This is a genomic window from Actinoplanes sp. M2I2 (assembly GCF_023544445.1).
GTDB lineage: Bacteria > Actinomycetota > Actinomycetes > Mycobacteriales > Micromonosporaceae > Actinoplanes.
Genome location: NZ_JALPVJ010000029.1, coordinates 1 through 17,650 on the forward strand (window position 1 = coordinate 1; position 17,650 = coordinate 17,650).

General features: G+C 69.0%; 15 protein-coding genes, 1 rRNA gene and 1 pseudogene. 15 read left to right on the top strand and 2 right to left on the bottom strand.

The genetic code is table 11. From position 1 onward, the window contains the following. The first annotated feature begins 133 nt into the window (after window positions 1-133). Window positions 134-250 (top strand): 5S ribosomal RNA (rrf, locus tag HJC40_RS39485). Between the two features lie 156 nt (window positions 251-406). Next, entirely contained in the window at window positions 407-1,609 is a 1,203-nt protein-coding gene (locus tag HJC40_RS39490) for a phytase (protein WP_250008728.1), read from the top strand. 24 nt (window positions 1,610-1,633) lie between these two features. Here HJC40_RS39490 and HJC40_RS39495 read toward each other — a convergent pair whose 3' ends face one another. Further along, complete coding sequence (locus tag HJC40_RS39495; protein WP_250008729.1) at window positions 1,634-2,368, bottom strand: hypothetical protein; 735 nt, start codon at window positions 2,366-2,368, stop codon at window positions 1,634-1,636. 112 nt (window positions 2,369-2,480) lie between these two features. Between HJC40_RS39495 and HJC40_RS39500 the strand changes: the two genes are divergently transcribed. The 9 genes from HJC40_RS39500 to HJC40_RS39535 all read left to right on the top strand — a co-directional run bounded on the left by HJC40_RS39500 (window position 2,481) and on the right by HJC40_RS39535 (window position 11,862). Further along, window positions 2,481-3,623 carry a glycosyltransferase family 1 protein gene (locus HJC40_RS39500; protein ID WP_250008730.1) on the top strand — a complete coding sequence of 381 codons (1,143 nt, stop codon included), beginning with the start codon at window positions 2,481-2,483 and terminating at the stop codon, window positions 3,621-3,623. An 11-nt stretch (window positions 3,624-3,634) separates the two neighbouring features. Beyond that, the gene (locus HJC40_RS39505) at window positions 3,635-4,753 is read left to right on the top strand and encodes a glycosyltransferase (RefSeq protein WP_250008731.1); all 1,119 of its coding nucleotides are present in this window, start codon (window positions 3,635-3,637) and stop codon (window positions 4,751-4,753) included. Window positions 4,754-4,856: 103 nt separating this feature from the next. Beyond that, the gene (locus HJC40_RS39510; protein WP_250008733.1) at window positions 4,857-5,477 is read left to right on the top strand and encodes a hypothetical protein; all 621 of its coding nucleotides are present in this window, start codon (window positions 4,857-4,859) and stop codon (window positions 5,475-5,477) included. 77 nt (window positions 5,478-5,554) lie between these two features. Further along, window positions 5,555-5,809, top strand: coding sequence for a hypothetical protein (locus HJC40_RS39515; RefSeq protein WP_250008734.1), 255 nt, complete (start codon window positions 5,555-5,557; stop codon window positions 5,807-5,809). Beyond that, on the top strand, window positions 5,810-6,952 hold the full coding sequence (locus HJC40_RS39520) for a sensor histidine kinase (protein WP_250008735.1): 1,143 nt from the start codon (window positions 5,810-5,812) through the stop codon (window positions 6,950-6,952). Next, the gene (locus HJC40_RS39525; RefSeq protein ID WP_250008736.1) at window positions 6,949-7,629 is read left to right on the top strand and encodes a response regulator transcription factor; all 681 of its coding nucleotides are present in this window, start codon (window positions 6,949-6,951) and stop codon (window positions 7,627-7,629) included. The genes HJC40_RS39520 and HJC40_RS39525 overlap by 4 nt, the downstream gene beginning before the upstream one ends. After that, window positions 7,616-7,750: a hypothetical protein gene (locus HJC40_RS45855; RefSeq protein ID WP_284044403.1), complete on the top strand. Its 135-nt coding sequence runs from the start codon at window positions 7,616-7,618 to the stop codon at window positions 7,748-7,750. Before HJC40_RS39525 ends, HJC40_RS45855 begins: the two co-directional genes overlap by 14 nt. Window positions 7,751-7,845: 95 nt before the next feature. After that, window positions 7,846-9,543, top strand: coding sequence for a hypothetical protein (locus HJC40_RS39530; RefSeq protein ID WP_250008737.1), 1,698 nt, complete (start codon window positions 7,846-7,848; stop codon window positions 9,541-9,543). A gap of 231 nt (window positions 9,544-9,774) precedes the next feature. Further along, window positions 9,775-11,862 (top strand): galactose oxidase-like domain-containing protein, encoded by a 2,088-nt coding sequence (locus tag HJC40_RS39535; protein ID WP_250008739.1) that lies wholly within the window; start codon window positions 9,775-9,777, stop codon window positions 11,860-11,862. 13 nt (window positions 11,863-11,875) lie between these two features. Here HJC40_RS39535 and HJC40_RS39540 read toward each other — a convergent pair whose 3' ends face one another. Continuing rightward, window positions 11,876-12,127 carry a hypothetical protein gene (locus HJC40_RS39540; RefSeq protein WP_250008740.1) on the bottom strand — a complete coding sequence of 84 codons (252 nt, stop codon included), beginning with the start codon at window positions 12,125-12,127 and terminating at the stop codon, window positions 11,876-11,878. Window positions 12,128-12,191: 64 nt separating this feature from the next. Between HJC40_RS39540 and HJC40_RS39545 the strand changes: the two genes are divergently transcribed. The 4 genes and pseudogenes from HJC40_RS39545 to HJC40_RS39560 all read left to right on the top strand — a co-directional run bounded on the left by HJC40_RS39545 (window position 12,192) and on the right by HJC40_RS39560 (window position 17,618). Further along, window positions 12,192-13,055, top strand: a complete 864-nt coding sequence (locus tag HJC40_RS39545) for a TIGR03620 family F420-dependent LLM class oxidoreductase (protein WP_250008741.1) — start codon at window positions 12,192-12,194, stop codon at window positions 13,053-13,055. A gap of 82 nt (window positions 13,056-13,137) precedes the next feature. After that, window positions 13,138-13,458 (top strand): annotated as a pseudogene (locus HJC40_RS46445) (VapC toxin family PIN domain ribonuclease); the annotation flags it as partial. A gap of 156 nt (window positions 13,459-13,614) precedes the next feature. Next, entirely contained in the window at window positions 13,615-14,805 is a 1,191-nt protein-coding gene (locus tag HJC40_RS39555) for an SGNH/GDSL hydrolase family protein (RefSeq protein WP_250008743.1), read from the top strand. 1,736 nt (window positions 14,806-16,541) lie between these two features. Next, window positions 16,542-17,618, top strand: coding sequence for a serine/threonine-protein kinase (locus tag HJC40_RS39560; protein ID WP_250008744.1), 1,077 nt, complete (start codon window positions 16,542-16,544; stop codon window positions 17,616-17,618). The last annotated feature ends 32 nt before the right edge of the window (window positions 17,619-17,650 follow it).

The window sequence follows — 17,650 nt, forward strand, 5'->3', positions numbered from 1 at the left end:
GGCCGAGGGCTTAACCACCCTAAACTTTATGTTTGCGTCCACTGTGTGATTCACAGCAAACGAACAACCAGAAGCGCCACCCCCGAATGTGGGGGGTTGGCTGCTGATGCTGGTTTGTTCCGCTGATGGTTGTTTCGGTGGTCATAGCGGAGGGGAAACGCCCGGTCTCATTCCGAACCCGGAAGCTAAGCCCTCCAGCGCCGATGGTACTGCACTCGGGAGGGTGTGGGAGAGTAGGACGCCGCCGGACTCAACGTGACAGTAGGCCCACCCCACACGGGGTGGGCCTACTGCTGTTTACGGACCTTTTCTCAGAGCGACCGCACAGCGAAGATTCAGGTGAGGGCAACCTGAGAGCCGCATTCGTCCGGCAACGTGTGCGGGTATGCGTCGTACTGCTGGGGTTGTGGCACTGGTTGTCCTGAGCACGGCTGTCGCCGGGCCGGCCCGAGCTGGTGGCCCCGCGGGCGACGGGCCGCTACTCGAGATCACGGCAGCGGTCGAGACCCCGGCGCTGTTCGACGACGAAGCCGGCGGAGATGCGGACGCCGACGACCCCGCGATCTGGGTCAACCGGACCGACAAGTCGCGCAGCCGGGTCATCGGCACGGCCAAGAACGGCGGTCTGCGGGTCTACGACCTGGCCGGTCGTGAGGTCCAGTCGATCCTGCCGCCCGACGGTGGGCGGTTCAACAACGTCGACCTGGTGACCGGGTTCGGGGCCGAGCGCCAGGACTACGCCGTCGTCACCGATCGCGGGCTCGACAAGCTCCGCATCTTCCACATCGAGGCGTCCGGCCGGCTCACGGATGTGACCGCCGTGGACGCGCCGTTGCTGTTCTCGCGGGACGCGGCCGAGGTCGAGGAGCAGGCCACCGGCTACGGGCTGGCCACCTACGGCCGTTATGCCGTGGTCAGCCGGCGGCACAGCACGACGCTGGGCATCTTCCGGCTGGAGGAGAAGAAGAACGCGATCAGCTACCGGGTCACCGACAAGCTGGACCTGCCGCAGCACTTCCGTCTCTCCACCGGCGCCACCTGGACGCCGTGCCTCGAGCCGGGCGAGGAGCCGCAGATCGAGGGCATGGTCGTCGACGGTGCGGCCGGTGTGCTCTACGCCGCCCAGGAGGACGTCGCCCTCTGGAAGATCCACCTCGACCGCGACCGCTTCGTGGGCGTCCCCCGGATCGTCGAGCGGGTGGCCGAGTACGGCGCACCCGGCACCTTCGACCCGGAGACCGAGGAGTGCACGCTCGGCGAGCCGGCCCCCGAGGCCGGGCGCATCCGGGCCGATGTCGAAGGCGCGACCATCTACCCGACCGGCAAGCGCGACGGCTACCTGATCGTGTCGAGTCAGGGTGACAGCAAGTTCTATGTGTACGACCGGCGCACGAACCGCCCGCTGTCGAGCTTCCAGGTGCTCGACAGCATCCGCACGGATGGCGTGCAGCATTCAGACGGTGCGGCTGCTACGAGCGTGCCTCTGCCCGGCTATCCCCGGGGCCTGGTCGTGCTCCACGACGGCGAGAACAAGCCTGACGACGGCCGCGTGAGCACCAACTTCAAGTACGTCGACTGGCGCTCCCTCGGCCTGCGCGCCCGTCGCTGAGCTCCGACGCGAGACGCCGGCGGCTCAGGAGCGCTCGACGGTGAGGCTCGCGACGCCGGAGGATGCGTCCACGTCGTAGCGGGCGGCTGCGCCCTCCCAGCCGTCCTGCACCCAGACGGATCCACCGGCGACCCCGGTGAGCGCCTGCCCGTCGATGGTCACGGTGCCGGCGCCGCCGAGGGCTGCGACCCGCAGCGGGGCCTGGCCGCTCACCCGTACGGAAAGCAGGCTCGCGCCACCGCCCAGCAGCACCCGCTGGGTGCCCTGACCGGCCGGCAGCACCACCGAGGCGCGTTCGGTGCCCGAACTGAAGTCGACGTCGCCACCGGGACCGCCGGTGAGGTCGACCGCCTCGTCCTTGGCCCCGCCGGCCAGCCGGATCTGCCACCGCACGTCGTCGCTGAGCACGACGGTCAGCACCGCCGGACCGCCCAGCCCGGTGTCCCGCAGCCCCGCGACCAGGTCGATCCCCTCGATCGCCGCGGTCGGCGCGACCTTCGAGTCGTCCGGCGTGGAGAACTCGTACAGGTCCCCGCCGAGGTCGCCGAGCCGCACCCGGACCACGTCGGCCCCGCTGACCAGCAGGAACGATGAAACCTCGCCGTCGCCGCGGACCCGGTGCGGGTTGTCGGAGTGGCTCTGGCCCAGGTGATAGCCGGGACGGTTCTCGGGGTTGCGGTCGCGGCCGTCGCCTCCGGACCAGTCGCACGCGCCGACGAGCAGCACACTCAGCAGAGCAGCCATCGACCGATATCTCACGTCGGCACGATACCCAGCCGGCCCGATCGCTAGTCGTTCGTTCGATCAGCGTTAGGAACCCGGTCACGACCCGTGCGGTGTTCTGGACATCGACCAGGCCCATCGTGACTGCATGCGAGTCGCTCTGGTCACGGAGTCGTTCCTGCCCGATGTGAACGGCGTCGCCAACTCGGTGGTGCGCACCGCCGACCATCTGCTGCGCCGAGGGCACGAGCCGATGGTCATCGCACCGCAACCTCCGCCCGCGCTCCGCGGCACCCCGGTCGACGTGCCGTACCCGGTGGTCCGCATCGCATCGCTGCCGATGCCCGGTTACCCCCAGATCCGGCTCGGGCTGCCCACGCCCACGCTGACCGGCACCCTGCGTACGTTCGGCGCCGAAGTGGTGCACCTGGCCAGCCCGTTCGTGCTGGGCGCGTGGGGCATGCTGGCCGCTCGCACCCTGCGCCTGCCCACCGTCGCCGTCTATCAGACCGACGTCGCCGCGTACGCCCGGGCGTACAAGGTGGGTATGACCGAGGGTGCGGCGTGGAAGTGGATCAAAACCGTGCACAACCTCGCCTCCCGCACCCTGGTGCCGTCCTCCGAGTCGGCGCTCGCGCTGAACACGCACGGTGTCGAACGGGTTCACCTGTGGCGGCGCGGTGTCGACGACGAGCTCTTCCACCCGGGCCGGCGCAGCGCTGACGTCCGTCGCTCGCTCGCCCCCGACGGCGAGGTGGTGGTCGGGTTCGTGGGCCGGCTGGCCGTCGAGAAGCAGGTGGATCTGCTGGCCGACGTGAGCCGCCTGCCCGGCGTACGCCTGGTGATCGTCGGGGACGGACCGGCGGCGCCGCAGCTGCGCAAGGCCCTGCCGGCCGCGACGTTCCTCGGTGTGCGCCGAGGCGAGGAACTGGCCGAGCTGTACGCGAGCTTCGACATCTTCGCCCACACCGGTCCCTACGAGACCTTCGGCCAGGCCGTGCAGGAAGCCATGGCCAGCGGCCTGCCCGTCGTCGCGCCGCGCGCGGGCGGCCCGGTCGACCTGGTCGATCACGAGAGGACCGGCTATCTGGTCCCGCCCTTCGTCGCCGAGGGCTTCACGTCCGCCGTACGCGATCTGGTGGCCGACCCGGCCCGGCGCGCGGCCTACGGCGCCGCCGGACGGCAGGCGATCGAGGGCCGCAGCTGGTACGCGGTGGGTGAAGAACTGCTGGGCCACTACGGTGCGGCGTGTAGCGTCGGTTACCTCGAACGAAGGGCGGTCGCCGCGTGAGAATCGTCCGGGTGGCGAACTTCGTGACCGCACGGTCCGGCGGCCTGCGCACCGCGCTGCGCCACCTGGGAGCGGGCTACCAGGCCGCGGGCCACGAAGCAGTGCTGGTCGTTCCCGGCGCCGGCGAGTCCGACGAGCAGACCGACCAGGGCCGGGTCATCACCCTGCCCGGCCCGCTGGTCCCCCGGATGGGTGGCTACCGGGTGCTGCTCGACCGCGCCCGGCTCAGCGCCACCCTCGAGTCGCTGCGCCCCGACTGTCTCGAGATCTCCGACCGGGCCACGCTGCGCTGGCTGGGACGCTGGGCCCGCCGTCGCGGCATCCCGTCCATGATGGTCTCCCACGAGAGCCTCGACGGCCTGCTGCGCCTGTTCGGCCCCGGTCCCAGCCGCCGGCTCGGTGACCTGCTCAACGCGCGGACAGCCGCCGACCACGACCAGGTCGTCTGCACGACCGGGTGGGCCGCCGCGGAGTTCACCCGTCTCGGCGTACAGAATCTGACCCGGGTGCCGCTGGGCGTCGACCTGGACAGTTTCACGCCGGCCAACCACGACCCCCGGATGCGCACGATGTGGTCGGCCCCCGACGACGTCCTGCTGCTGCACTGCGGTCGCCTGGCCCCGGAGAAGAAGCCCCGCCGCTCGCTCGAGGCCGTGGCCGCGCTGCGCCGATCGGGAGTCCCCGCAGTCCTGGTCGTGGCCGGTGACGGCCCGTTACGGATCGCCCTGCAGTCGGAGGCGGCCGATCGTGGCCTGCCGGTCCGCTTCCTGGGCCACGTGGCCGACCGCGCGAAGCTGGCGTCGTTGCTGGCCAGTGTGGACGTGGCCGTCGCTCCCGGCCCGATCGAGACGTTCGGCCTGGCCGCCCTCGAGACGCTGGCCAGCGGGACGCCCGTGGTGGTCAGCGCGGAAAGCGCACTACCCGAAGTGATCGGTGACGCGGGGGTGGCCGTCCCCGGCGAGGGGCCCGCCTACGCCGAGGCCGTGCGGATGCTGCTGTCCCGCCCCGAGGGCGTCCGACGTGCGGCGGCCCGGGCACAGGCCGAGCGTTTCCCCTGGGAGCGATCGGTGGCCGGCTTCCTCGAGGCCCACGGCGTTCCGGCCGCCGCGACGACCGACGCCACCCGTTGAGGCTGATGAGGGCTCCGTTTCTCATTTCGATGAAAGCCGCGCGCGTATGAATATGGCGGCCTTGCGCCGTTGAATGGTGACGTTTGTCTTATTGTCGGTCTGCGTGAATGTGAAACCGGACTGGCTCGAAGCGGTGGGCACCTGCGTCGCCGCCATTGGCACCATCGGCGCCTTCGCCTGGCAGGCCAAAGGTCTCAACGAGGAACGCCGTACCCGGCAGGAGGAAGTCGCTCGTCTTGACCGCGAGCGGGCCGACGCAGAAGAGGCGCAGGCCCGGGCCGTGGTTCTGTATGAGCCGCGATACCACGAAGACGACCAATACATCGATGAGCACGAGTTCGCGATAGAGGTCGGCAACTTCGGGATGTTCCCGGTCGTGGACATCGTCGGTCAGCTCGAATTTCAGATCGGCGACGGCGAGCCGATTCTCATCACCGAGGACTGGGACTCGCGGCACCTGTCTACGGTCGTTCCGCCGGGTGAGTCGCGGACATTGACCTGGCAGCTGCCTGAATCCGTCGCCAAGGAGCTTGTCGGCATGGCGGTTCCCCCGCAAACCGACTTCTTCGTCGCGAAGATCTCCTTCGTCGACGCTCGTGGCCGTCGTCGCCTGCTGAGCTCCGAGTCGGCGCTGGAGGGCGTGTCTCTCCAGCCGGCCGTTCCGAGCAAGCCGGAAGGTCTGCGGCAGCGACTGGGAGCGGCTCTCGCAGCGTTACGAGACTGACCTCAGCGCGATCTCCACCTCGGTCTCCACCCTCTGATGGTGCCGGTCCACCCGGGTCTGTTCGTACCGTTCGGGTCATGAACGAGCGGAACTCCCGGAGCCGGGACGTCGTCGAGGTCGCGAGCCATCTGCTGAGCGGGAGCCGGCGCAGCCGGGCGTCCCGGGTTGCGGGGGCCGTGCTCGGCAAGGTGCTCGAACAGGAGGGTGGGAAAGTGACCGGGCGCGTGGTCGTGGCGATCCTTGTGGTGCTGGCCGTGGTGGGGCTGGCGTTTGTCGCCTACCGTCTGTTGGTGCTGGATCTGATTCTCACTGTGTTGCGGGAACGAGACTGAATGCTGCGCCGGCTGCGTCGCCTCGGCCGGCTCCTGCGGGCCGACGACCCGGAGACGGGCTGGCTGGTGCGGGTTGCGCTCAGCGCGCTGCAGGTGTGGTCGTTGCTCTTCTATCCGGGGGTGGCGAGCGGCCTCGTCAAGCCGGCGCTCCTGGTCAGTTTCGTCTGCTGGGTCGTCTGGATGGTGGCCGACCACCGTTTCCCGGTGCCGGCCCGGGCCGCGCTGGCGGTGGCCGCGCTGGTGCCGGCCGCGGTGACGGCGATGCCGAACAACGGGGCGGCCCACCTTTTCCTGTACGGGGCGCTGTTCACCTTTGTGCTGCTGCCGCGCATGCCGCTGGGGGCCATCCTGGCGCTGACCGGTGGGCTGATCGCCGTGTTGCTGGTCGGGTTGCGGCTGGCGGATCACGGGCCGACCGCGATGCTGACCCAGCCCGCGCTGATCATCCTCGTGGTCCTTCTCTGCCTGCATCGCCGGGAGCACCGGCTGCGCGCCGAGCAGACCGAGATGCTGCTCGAGCAGACGTCGCGGGCCCGGGTGGCGCAGGCTCGGGCTGCGGCGCTGGACGAGCGGGCGCGGATCGCCCGGGAGCTGCACGACGTGCTGGCCCACTCGCTGGGGGCGCTCGGCGTGCAGCTCGAGGTGGCGGAGGCTCAGTTGACCGAGCGGGGTGACGTCGGGGCGGCCGCGGAGCGTGTCCGGCGAGCTCGTCGGCTGGCCGCGGACGGGATGACCGAGGCGCGGTCGGCGGTGGCGGCGCTGCGGGACGACGTGCCGCCGCTGTCGCGGGCGCTCGGCGACCTGATCGTGGTGCACCGGGAGAACTACGGCGCCACCGTGACGCTGCACATCGGGGGCGACCCTCGGGTGCTGCCGCCCGGGGCTGAGGTGTCGTTGCTGCGTACGGCTCGGGAAGCCCTGACCAACGCGGCCCGGCACGCTCCGGGCGCGGCGGTGGCGATCTCGCTCGACTTCGCGCCGACCGCGGTACGGCTGACCGTGGTGAACACCGCGGGCGACGGACCGGCGGGCGACGGCTACGGGCTGATCGGCGCCCGGGAGCGGCTCGCGCTGGTCGGTGGCGCGCTGAAGGCGGGCGTCGTGGACGGCGCGTGGCGGGTCACGGCGGAGGTGCCCGGATGACCGGCGATCCGTTGCGCGTGCTCGTCGTCGACGATCAGCAACTCGTCCGGGAAGGCCTGACCGCGCTGCTCGAGCTGACCGACGGCGTCGAGGTCGTCGGCTCGGCCGGGGACGGCGTGCGGGCGCTCGAACTGGTCGCCGATCACCGCCCGGACGTCGTGCTGATGGACCTGCGGATGCCTGTGCTCGACGGTGTGGCCGCGACCGCGCAGATCCGCGACCGCTTCCCCGGCGTGGCCGTTGTCGTGCTGACCACGTACGCCGACGACGACTCGATCGCCGGCGCGCTGGCCGCCGGCGCCCGCGGCTACCTCACCAAGGACGCCGGTCGCGCCGAGATAGGGCTGGCCCTGCGCGCGGCGGCGGGCGGGCACTCGCTGTTCGACCCGGCGGTGGCCGCGCGACTGGCCGAGGCGATGAGCCGCCCGGCCGCGCCGCCGCGGCGGGCCCTGCCCGACGGCCTGACGCAGCGTGAGGCCGAGGTGCTGGAGCAGATCGCGCGGGGTCGCACGAATGCCGAGATCGCCGCGGCGCTCTTCGTGGCCGAGACGACGGTGAAGACCCATATCAACAACGCATTCGCCAAGATCGGGGCGCGCAATCGCACCGAGGCGGCGAACTATGCGGTCAGGCACGGCCTCACCGCGACGAGAGGTGACGACGATGGACGCCCGTGACGAAGAGCCGGCCGACGACGTGACGTACGAGGTCGACGGCGACCGGATCGTGCCGGACGCCTCGCTCGAACCGGACCCGGACGAGTCCGGCTCGAGCGAATGGCATCGCGACGAGGACTGAGGCAGCAGCTCCAGCCGGCCGGGGCGTCGGCGCACGTCACCGTCGAGAGGCATCGGTACGAATCGCATTGATGTGGGTGGCATAATCCGCGCTCGATGACGACGCAGATTCACGTTCTCGATCTCGCCCCCTCCGATACCGGCTCACGACCGGGTCCCCGGGCGCGGTTCGCCGGCCTGGCCGGGATCGTGCTCGCCGGGCTGGCCGCGGTCGCGGCCGTCGCGATGAGCCTCTGGTCCGCGATGAACAACGACGTGACGTACGCGTTGGGAGGCATCGAGACCGCCGGCAAAGGCGGGGTGAGCATCTGGGACGTCTTCATCGCCCGGCCGCTCGCCTACCGCCTGCTGATGGGGCTGCTCGACCTCCCGGTCGTCGACGGTGTCTCGCTGTTTACCGCGCACATCGTCACCCGGCTCGGCGCCGACCTGCTCGTCGTCGCCGTCGCCGTCGTGCTGTTCCTCGGTCTGCGGCGCGTCCTGAACGCCCGTGCGGCCGTTCTCGTGGCGGCGGCCACCGGGCTCTCCCTGATCATCGCGCCGCCGTGGCACTTCCTCGAGCCCGACTGGGTGGCCGCCCTGGTCGCGGTGCTCGCGGTCGGTGCGGCCTTCGCGCCCCGCCGGCTCTGGCTCGGCGCCGTGCTGGGCGGTTTCGGCGCGTTCCTGGCCGTCGCCGTGAAGCTCGCGACCTTCCCGCTCGCCCTGCTGGCGCTGCTGCTGGTGGCCACGCTGGACCGGCGCCGGGCGGGCTGGGCCGCGGCGGCGACCGCCGGTTTCACCGTGGTCTGGTACGTCGCGACGAAGCACTTCCTGCCCTGGGAGACGCTCTGGCTCAACGACCAGGCCAACCTGGTGGCCAACTCACCCATCCACCACGGCATCCGGTGGCACGACATCCACCGTCTGCTGATCGGCCTCGGCGATGTCACCGTGCTGAGCCCGGTCGTGGCGGTGGCGCCGGCCGCTGCCGTGGCGCTCGTCCGGCGGGTCGAGGCGGGGCGTCCACGGTGGATCGCCGCCGCGATGGCGGTGATCGCCGCCGGTCTGCCGCTCGCGTCCGCGTACGGCCAGGGCGAGTTCTTCATGTACCACTTCGCGGCGGTGCCGGTGCTCGCCGTGGGGGTGTGGGCGACGGCGTTCGCGCTCTGCCCCGCGGCCCGCATGCCGCTGCTGGTCAGCACGGTGATCGTCGCGGCGGCCAGTTTCGTGCTGCTGCGGCGGCCACCCGAGTGGCGGCACGACCACGTCACGGTGGTGGCGCTCGCCTTCGCGGTGGTCGCCGTGATCGCCGCCGTCCTCACCTGGGCCAACCATGGCCGGGCGGCGCGCCCGGCGCCGACGACGGCCGGGGCGCTCGCCATGGTGCTGGCCACGCTGCCGAACGCGCCGCTGGCCTTCAGCGGCTACAACTACGCTCTGGGCAACGAGCGCCCGGCCGGTGCCGGCTATCCCGCGCTGCGGGAGCGGATCGGCCCCGACACCCCGGTGCTGTATCTGACGTTCGGATCGGTCAATTACCTGCTGGGCAACCCGACCAGCTGCCGTTACCCGTCACCGCAGTGGTTGCAGCGCGGCACCTACGTCCGCCCGGTGCGGTCGACCCGCAGCTACGCCGACAACGTCCGCTGCCTGACCGACGACCGGGCGCGCTATCTCGTGTGGCAGCCGAGCTGGTTCTCCCAGACCAAGTCGAGCGCCGAGGTGCGCACGACCCTCCACAACCGCTTCGACTGCTCACTGGAAGCGCGTGTCCCCGCCCCGAAGGGCATCGTCGTTTGTCCGGCCCGGTCGTGACGACTGGCCGTTCGGTCAATGAGTATCGGCCGCTCAAGACATTGAGGATCGTCTTAACGAAGAGTTAGGGTGGTCAACGTCCGCAGGAGACATCCGGCTTTCGTCCGCGATCGCCTTTTCCGGGGGTGCACACCGATTCCCCCCGGCCCAGGGTCTTCCTGACGTCGGCGAAAGGGCTCCCACATGCTTAGGCGTGATCGTCTTGTCGTTCCCGGAGTTTTCTCCGCGTTGTTGCTTCTGAGCACGTTCATCGTCGACTCCACCGTTCACGCCTCCGCGTCCGCCTCCGCGTCTTCTTCCGCTCAGGTTCAGGGCGACGGGCACGCCCATCAGCATGCCGACGCGCATTCCCTCGGCCCGGACGACGAGCGCGAGCACATGGCCGAGGACCTGGCCGGCACGCCGATGAGCGTCATCGAGTCACGGACCGCCGAGAACGCCTCCCGCATTCAGCGGGCCACCGGCGTACGCCCCGGAACGTCACGCAAGAAGGCGGCCGCCGCGGTCGACCCGGGCATCGCCGGATCGTGGAGCTCGGTCGTCGACACGCCGGTCATCCCGGTCTTCACGGCGGTGCTGCCCAATGGCAAGGCGCTGATCTGGGACTCGGTCGGCGACGGTCCGAGCGAGTCGTACCCCGATCACAGCTTCACCCGGGCGATGGTCTGGAATCCGGCCGACGACACCTACAAGCGGGTCGATCTGCAGGGCTCCAACATTTTCTGCGCGGGATTCGCCCATCTGAGCAACGGCAACATTCTGGTCGCCGGCGGAAATGCCAACGCGAAACTCGACGGCACGGTCCACACGTACGTCTTCGACTGGAAGAACGAAACGTGGACCCGCGGCAAGGACATGGCCGGCGCGCGCTGGTATCCGTCGGTGGCCGAGATGGCGAACGGCGAAGCCGTCATCATCGGTGGCGGCCCGGCGACCGCCGAGGTCTACCAGGCGAACGGCGCTATTCGTGCGCTGACCGGATTCACCAAATACAGCGCGCGACTCTATCCCTACATGGTGTCGCGTCCGGACACTCAGCTCGGCCTGTTCGGTCCGTACCAAACTGCCTACACCATCAACACCACCGGCACGGGTGTCATCACAGCGACCGGCACTCGTGATGCCATTGTCCGCGACTACGGCAGCTTCGCCCCGTACGACATCGGCAAATCGCTCGTCGTCGGTGGTGGCATCATCACCGAGAACGGCGCGCAGAAGGTGCCAACCCGGACGGCTGTGGTCCTGAACAGCAACACCGGGCTGTTCCCGTCCATCGCGCCGACCGGGTCCATGTCGACCGGGCGCCGCCAGGCCAACGCGACCCTGCTCGCCGACGGTTCGGTGCTGGCCACCGGCGGCCTGACCAGCGCGGTCAACTCGCCCGTGGTCGACCTGGCCAACGCGGCCACGTCGGCCGAGCGGTGGGATCCGGCGACCGGTCAGTGGACCGTGCTCGGGAGCGCCAGCCGGGTCCGGCAATACCACTCGACGGCGGCGCTGCTGCCGGACGGCCGGGTCATGACCGGTGGCGGCGGGGTTTGCGCGGCCTGCGTCGACGCCGGCTACCTCGAGAAGAACGTCGAATACTTCACCCCGCCCTACCTGTACAAGAAGGACGGCAGCGGCGAGCTCGCGACGCGACCGGTCATCTCCACCGCGCCGACCACCGCCGGGATCGGCGCGACCTTCACGATCTCGTCACCACAGGCCGCCGGCATCCGGAAGGTGGCGCTGGTCGGGTTGGGTGACGTGACCCACGGGGTGGACCAGGGGCAGCGCTACGTGCCACTGAAGTACACGACCGCGGGCACGAACCTGACGGTGACCGGCCCTCCGAACGGCGGCGTGGCGCCACCCGGCTACTACATGCTGTTCGTCATCGACGCGGCCGGTGTTCCCTCCGTCGCCAAGATGATCCAGATCGCCAAGGGCCCCAACCCGGTGATGAGCGGAGTCAAGAACAGCACCGGCCGGTGCATCGACGTGCCGACGTCCTCGCTGGCCCCGCAGACCTACCTGCAGACCTTCACGTGCAACTCCTCCAAGGCGCAGTCGCTGTCCCGGTTGCCCGACGACAGGACGCTGCGCGTGCTTGGCAACTGCGTCGACGTGCCGTACAGCCGATTCAACGCGGCCCAGAAGATCTGGGCCTTCACCTGCAACGCCTCCGGCGCGCAGACCTGGCAGTTCGGCACCGACGGCACCATCCGGCCGGCCACCAAGACCACGATGTGCCTGGCCGCGGCCTCCAACGCCGAGAGGGCCGCGGTCCAGCTCGCAACCTGCAACGGCGCCGCGCTCCAGAAATGGACGTGGTAGGCGCCGCGGGACGTTATTCGGCGGGGGCAGCCGGCTCCGGCTCGGCTGCCTCTTCCACATGCACCGGGGAAGACGTGAGCAGCTCGACCTCCCAATGCTCGGCCAGCCCCTCGTCCTCGTCCTCGGCCTCGAGGTAGCTGCGCACGCGGACACCGAGCCCGAGCCGGCTGGCCGCCCGCAGATGCTCGGTGACGTCTTCGATGCTGGTCAGGTAGTGCGTGGCGAGGAGATCGGGCTGCTCGGCGGTCTCGAAAAGATCAGTCACCGCACCAGGGTAAGAGGCTCTCGGACTTCCCGCCGGGCGGTGGGTGTGCGTTATCGTCTCGGAGGTGGCCCGACGACTCGTAAGCGTGTGGCAACCGTTCTTCCTCAGCAGCGAGAGCTCGCAGGCGGCCCTTGCCGCCGCCCTCGAGCTGGAGGAGCTGGGGTACTCCCGGATCTGGTTCTCGGCCGGCTTCGAGAGGACGCTGCCGTCGCGCTTCCGTGAGCTCGTGGAGGGGACCGAGCGCATCGGCGTCGCCTCGGGCATCGCCACCATCTGGCACACCTCGCCGGCCGAGACCGCGGCGTTCGCCAACCAGATGGAAAACGATCACCCGGGCCGGTTCCTGCTCGGTCTCGGCGCCAGCCACGCCGTCCTGGTCGACGGCGACGGCACCGACTACCGCAAGCCCTACTCGAAAATGGTCGAGTATCTCGACGCGGCCGACGCCGCCGGACTGGCACCCCAGCACCGCGTCCTCGCCGCTCTCGGCCCGCGCATGCTGGAACTCTCCCGCGACCGTGCGGCCGGCGCCCACCCGTACTTCACCACCGCCGAGCACACCGCCGAGGCCCGCACGACGATCGGCCCCGACCGGCTGCTCGCCCCCGAGGTGGCCGTCGTCCTCGAGCCCGACCCGGCGGCCGCGCGCGCCATCGCCCGGCGGTACACCGCCGGTTATCTCGGCCTGCCCAACTACACGAACAACCTGCGGCGATTCGGCTGGACCGACGAAGACCTCGCCGGCAGCGGCAGCGACCGCCTCGTCGACGCCCTCATCCCGTGGGGCACGGCCGACCAGGTGGCCGCCGGCCTCGAGAAGCACTACCAGGCCGGCGCCGACGAGGTAGCCATCCAGGTCCTCACCAGCGGCGACGAGGTCGTCTTCCCCGCCGGGGCGTTCCGCGCCCTCGCCGCCGTCCTCATCTGAGAGCGGATCGGTCAGGTCTGAGTCGCGATCTAGCATTGCTATCAGGCCATAAGTGGCGAGGAGATGAGGCGGCCTCTACACGACATCGGTCACTGTTGCCGAGATCCGCTACGGCATCGCGCGTCTGACGGACGGTCGCCGTAAGCACGATCTTCATCAGGCGGCCAACGAAATCTTCGCCGCGTTCCCTCGCCAAGTCCTGTCTTTCGACCTTGCCGCGGCCACTGCCTACGCGGATGTGGTGGCCGGCAGGGAGCAAGACGGCAACCCGATCAGCGGATTCGACGGCCAGGTCGCCGCTATCTGCCGATCTCGCGCCGCGACCCTCGCCACGCGCAACACCAAGGACTTCATCGACACCGGAATCGCGCTCGTCGACCCATGGCAGGAGACAGTCGCCTGACTTCGTCACCTCGATGGTCGTGCGAGCAGGATCAACTCGGCCTGCCAATGGCGGTATGCGTTGAGCAGTGAGGCCTTCGGCACTCCGCTGATCTAGCACCTGTGCTGCACCCGCTGAATCACCAGGTGCGCACCCACGCCGGCCGAACCGTTCGGCGTGAAGATCCGTACTGCTGCCCGGCTCATCGGGACCCTCACTGCTGTCACGCTTCTGGGCGCCACGCTGCCCGGACCGGCTGCGGCGATCGCCGGCCCGGACACCGCCGCTGTCTCGGCGGCCGACCCGTCGTCCGGCGCGCTCAAGGTGATGCCGCTCGGCGACTCGATCACCTGGGGCAGCGGGTCGGCTGACTCGCGGGTGGGCAACCGGACCGGCGCGCCCACGGCCAGCGGCTACCGCATCGACCTGCGGAACCGGCTGGAGGCGGCCGGTCTGAACGTGGACTTCGTCGGCTCACAGCAGGCGGGCCCGGCAGGCGCGGACCGCGACAACGAAGGCCACCCCGGCTGGCGCATCGACCAGATCGCCGCGAACGTCGACGGCTGGCTGGCCACCTACCAGCCCGATGTGATCCTGCTGCACATCGGCACCAACGACCTGGCCCAGAACAGGAGCGTCGACGCCTCGGCCGCCCGGCTGTCCGCGCTGATCGACCAGATCCGCGCCGCCCGCCCCTACGCCGACGTCTTCGTGCAGCAACTCGTCCAAGGCCACGTCGAGCCGTACAAGAGCCGGATCGCGGCCTACAACAAGAGGATCCCCGGCGTCGTGGCCGGCAAGGACCCCCGGGTCCGGCTGGTCGACCAGTCGTCGATCGGCGGGCTGTCGGAGTTCGACAACCTGCACCCCAACGACGACGGCTACGCCAAGATGGCCTACAACCTCTACCGGGCCATGGCCGAGGTCTACCAGGGCGGCAACGTTTGGCCCACCGGCGACAACCCGTACACGGCCACCGCCGCGACCCTGTGCTTCCGGATCAACCGGACCGTGGCCGGCCAGAAGACCTGGCGCGCCGAGTGCAGCCCCTGGACCCGCCGTACGGTCACCACCACTGTCGCCGGCCGGACCGTCTCCACCGCCACGTGGCAGCGGCTCGGCACCGCCACTGAGACGTACGCGGTCCACGTCAAGGCGTACTACACCACCAGGAAGGTCACCGGCGTCGCCAAGGTATGGGTGAAGGACAAGATCGTCAAGGGCCGGGTACGGGTGAAGGCCCACTACGAGACCCGGACGGTCACCAGGGTCATCAAGGTCTTGGTCAAGGCCCACTACGAGACACGCACGCGCGTCGTGACCGGCTGGCTGTCCGACGACCCGTATGTCACCAACGCCGGAAGATAGCGTTCCGAGCGGCAAAGCGGCGTACAGCTTCACGCTCAGCACCAAGAAATACGGGAAGAAGGGCTTCAAAATCCACCTTCGCGCGTACGACAAGGTGGGCAACGTGACAACAACGGCGGCGCGCACCTGGCACCGCTGACAGGCGTATCGCGAACGGCGCCGGCTCACCGCGAGCCCGGCGCCGTTCTGATCTTCCTGGACAGGCAGGCGCTGCTCGGGCCGGGCACGCGTCGCCTGCACGATGCCGCTACCTTTGATCAGCGTCGATTGCCTGGAGGCGCGCCGTCCGCGATGCGCCTGGTGAACCGAGAGGTGAGTGCGACCGGATTGGCCTAGGCCTGCCGGCTTCGCGTGCACGCCGACGAGTCCGGCCGTAGAGGCAACGCCTACGTCGAGAGCTGGGACGGCCACACGGGCACAGCGCAGGGCGTCTTCCCCTGCTCCGGTGCTGATCCGGTGTCCGCGCTGGTGGCCGTAGCCGCGGACACGCAAGACGCAGTGATGCATACGCTCTGGCCGACTTGGCCGGTGTGTCCCTCACACCGGCTCGGCGCCCATGCTCGAATTGACAACGAGGCAGGCGTCTGGTGGTGCACCGGCGGACACGGTCATGTCGTTGCGGCAATCGGTGGATGGGAAGCCATGTGAGTCAGCCCGCAACTGCTCGTATCGCGCGATAACCGCCGGCAAGTCTCGGAGAGCTGAAGCTTGGCGTTCCCTTGATGTCGAGCCACGGTGGCTGGGTGCTCCGTCTGGCGTCGAAACGGAGCATCCGCAGGGATGGGCTCCGGCGCTTCAGGCGCCGTTTCCGCAGTTCAACAGAGTGGGCCGCCGGGGACTCGAACCCCGAACCTATGGATTAAAAGCCACCAGCGCGGCCGGTACAGCTTCCAGCGCAGAACATCTGGGACTGCCTCTAGCTGGACAAACTCAGCTTTCACGCGTCGCCAACCCGCCGGCCGTGGACCGATTCTGCTCCATCGCTGCTCGCGCGATCGAGGCCTGAATCGAGGCGCGAGAGCCATCCGCGGCGCGGAGGCGAAGGGCATGGCGGCTCAGACCGGAGGTAGTGTGCGGCATGACGCAACCGAGGAACCGCGGACGTCGTCCCAAAGCATCGGGTTCCTAATGCGGACAGTTGTCAGAGCGCAGCACAGACTACCTGCAGAAACGCTTATTAAGAGCGCAACTGTCGCAGGGTCTTCGCTCGAAGGTTGCTCCGAGGGTCGAGCGTTTGAACGGCCAGCGTGGAGTCGTTCCGATCTTCCGATCCCTAGTCGTATGCCTATCAATATCAATGCGGGATTTCTCGCTGCCGGAGCCAATGATCCGACTTGGCCGTGCTGATTTAGTCACGGTAGTGCGGGCGGGTCGTTAACATCCGACACCCACAAACGCTCCCACCCACCATCGCTCCGCGTGAAGTCGCCGCCTGTAGTGCTGGTTAGGGCGAAGGGGGAACCGCGGACAGACCAGCGGTTGCGCCAGCTGGCGGACGCTGATGCAATCCAGGACCACGACGGATCACCATGCCTGCAGTTGCCAACTCCAGCTTAACCAGGGCCGAGAGCGCCTGATTTACTTGCAAATACCACTATTGCGGCTAAACCGACATGGCTGACCAAGTTGCGAGCGTCGCCTACGACTTGGACCCTATCCGGAGGCTCGCCGTACGATAGCGGACACCAACGCGGTCCGAGGCAGAAATGGACCGTATCCGCAGACGGAGGTAGTGGATGGCGCCGTGGCAGCCTCTGCGGGGGAGCGACCCGACGGAGTGCGGCGGCTTTCGGCTCACCCATTTTCTAGGCGAAGGTGGATTCGGCACCGTCTTTCTCGGCTTCCGCCCCGACATCGCCGGCGCGGCTGCCGTCAAGATCTTCATGTCAGAGTACGGAAACTCTGACATCTGGCGGCAGCGCTTTCGCCGCGAGATCAAGCTGATCGAGAAGATGGCGGGTGTTCACACCGCGGATTTGTTCGACTCTGGTGGGCATGACAGCCCACCTTGGCTGGCCATGCGGTACGTGCATGCACCGCCCCTGCACCGGCTGGTGCACCAGTACGGGGCGTTCGATGTGCTGCCTGCCTGGTGGTTGGCGACAGGGCTGGCTGAGGCGCTCGCCGAGATCCACGCCAAGGGAATTCTGCACCGCGACCTGAAGCCGCAGAACATCCTCGTTGAGCAAACCGGGCTGAAGATCATCGACTTCGGGATCTCTCGGTCAGTGACCGGGGACGGAATCACCGCCGAACCGAAGTTCTTCGGCAGCGACCAGTATTGCGCGAACGAGCACCTGCTCGACCCGCGAGCCGCAACGGAGAAATCTGACGTCTTCGCTTTGGGCGCGGTTTTGGTGTGGGTGACGACAGGGCGGACGCCATTCCAGGACTGCACTGTCATGGAACGGCTGAAGGGCATGCCGCCAGATCTGGATGGGGTGCCGGAGCCGCTGTACGAGTTGGTCGAGTCCTGCCTGGCCAACGACCCGAAGTACCGTCCGACGGCGCTGACGGTGTTCCGGACAGCGCTCGATCATTTGACCGACTTCGCGGTTCCCCTGGCGAGTTCGGCTGGGCTGCCGTTGCCAGCGGAGATCCGCGACTACGTTGAGGACTGGGCTGCCGAGCCGATCCCCGCGCTGGCGCTCGTCACGACCGGCGGTGGCAGTAGCACAGGATCCGAGGTCGGTACCGGCATGCCGAGGTCCACCAGGGGCGATTCGCTGCCGAAAGGGGCGGACTTCAGCACTGACTGGGTCACGCGCTGGCACGACGCAGCACGTCGGCGACGGGACAGTTACGGAAGGTAGCGTATACGGGTGTTCATGGACGGGAAAAGGAA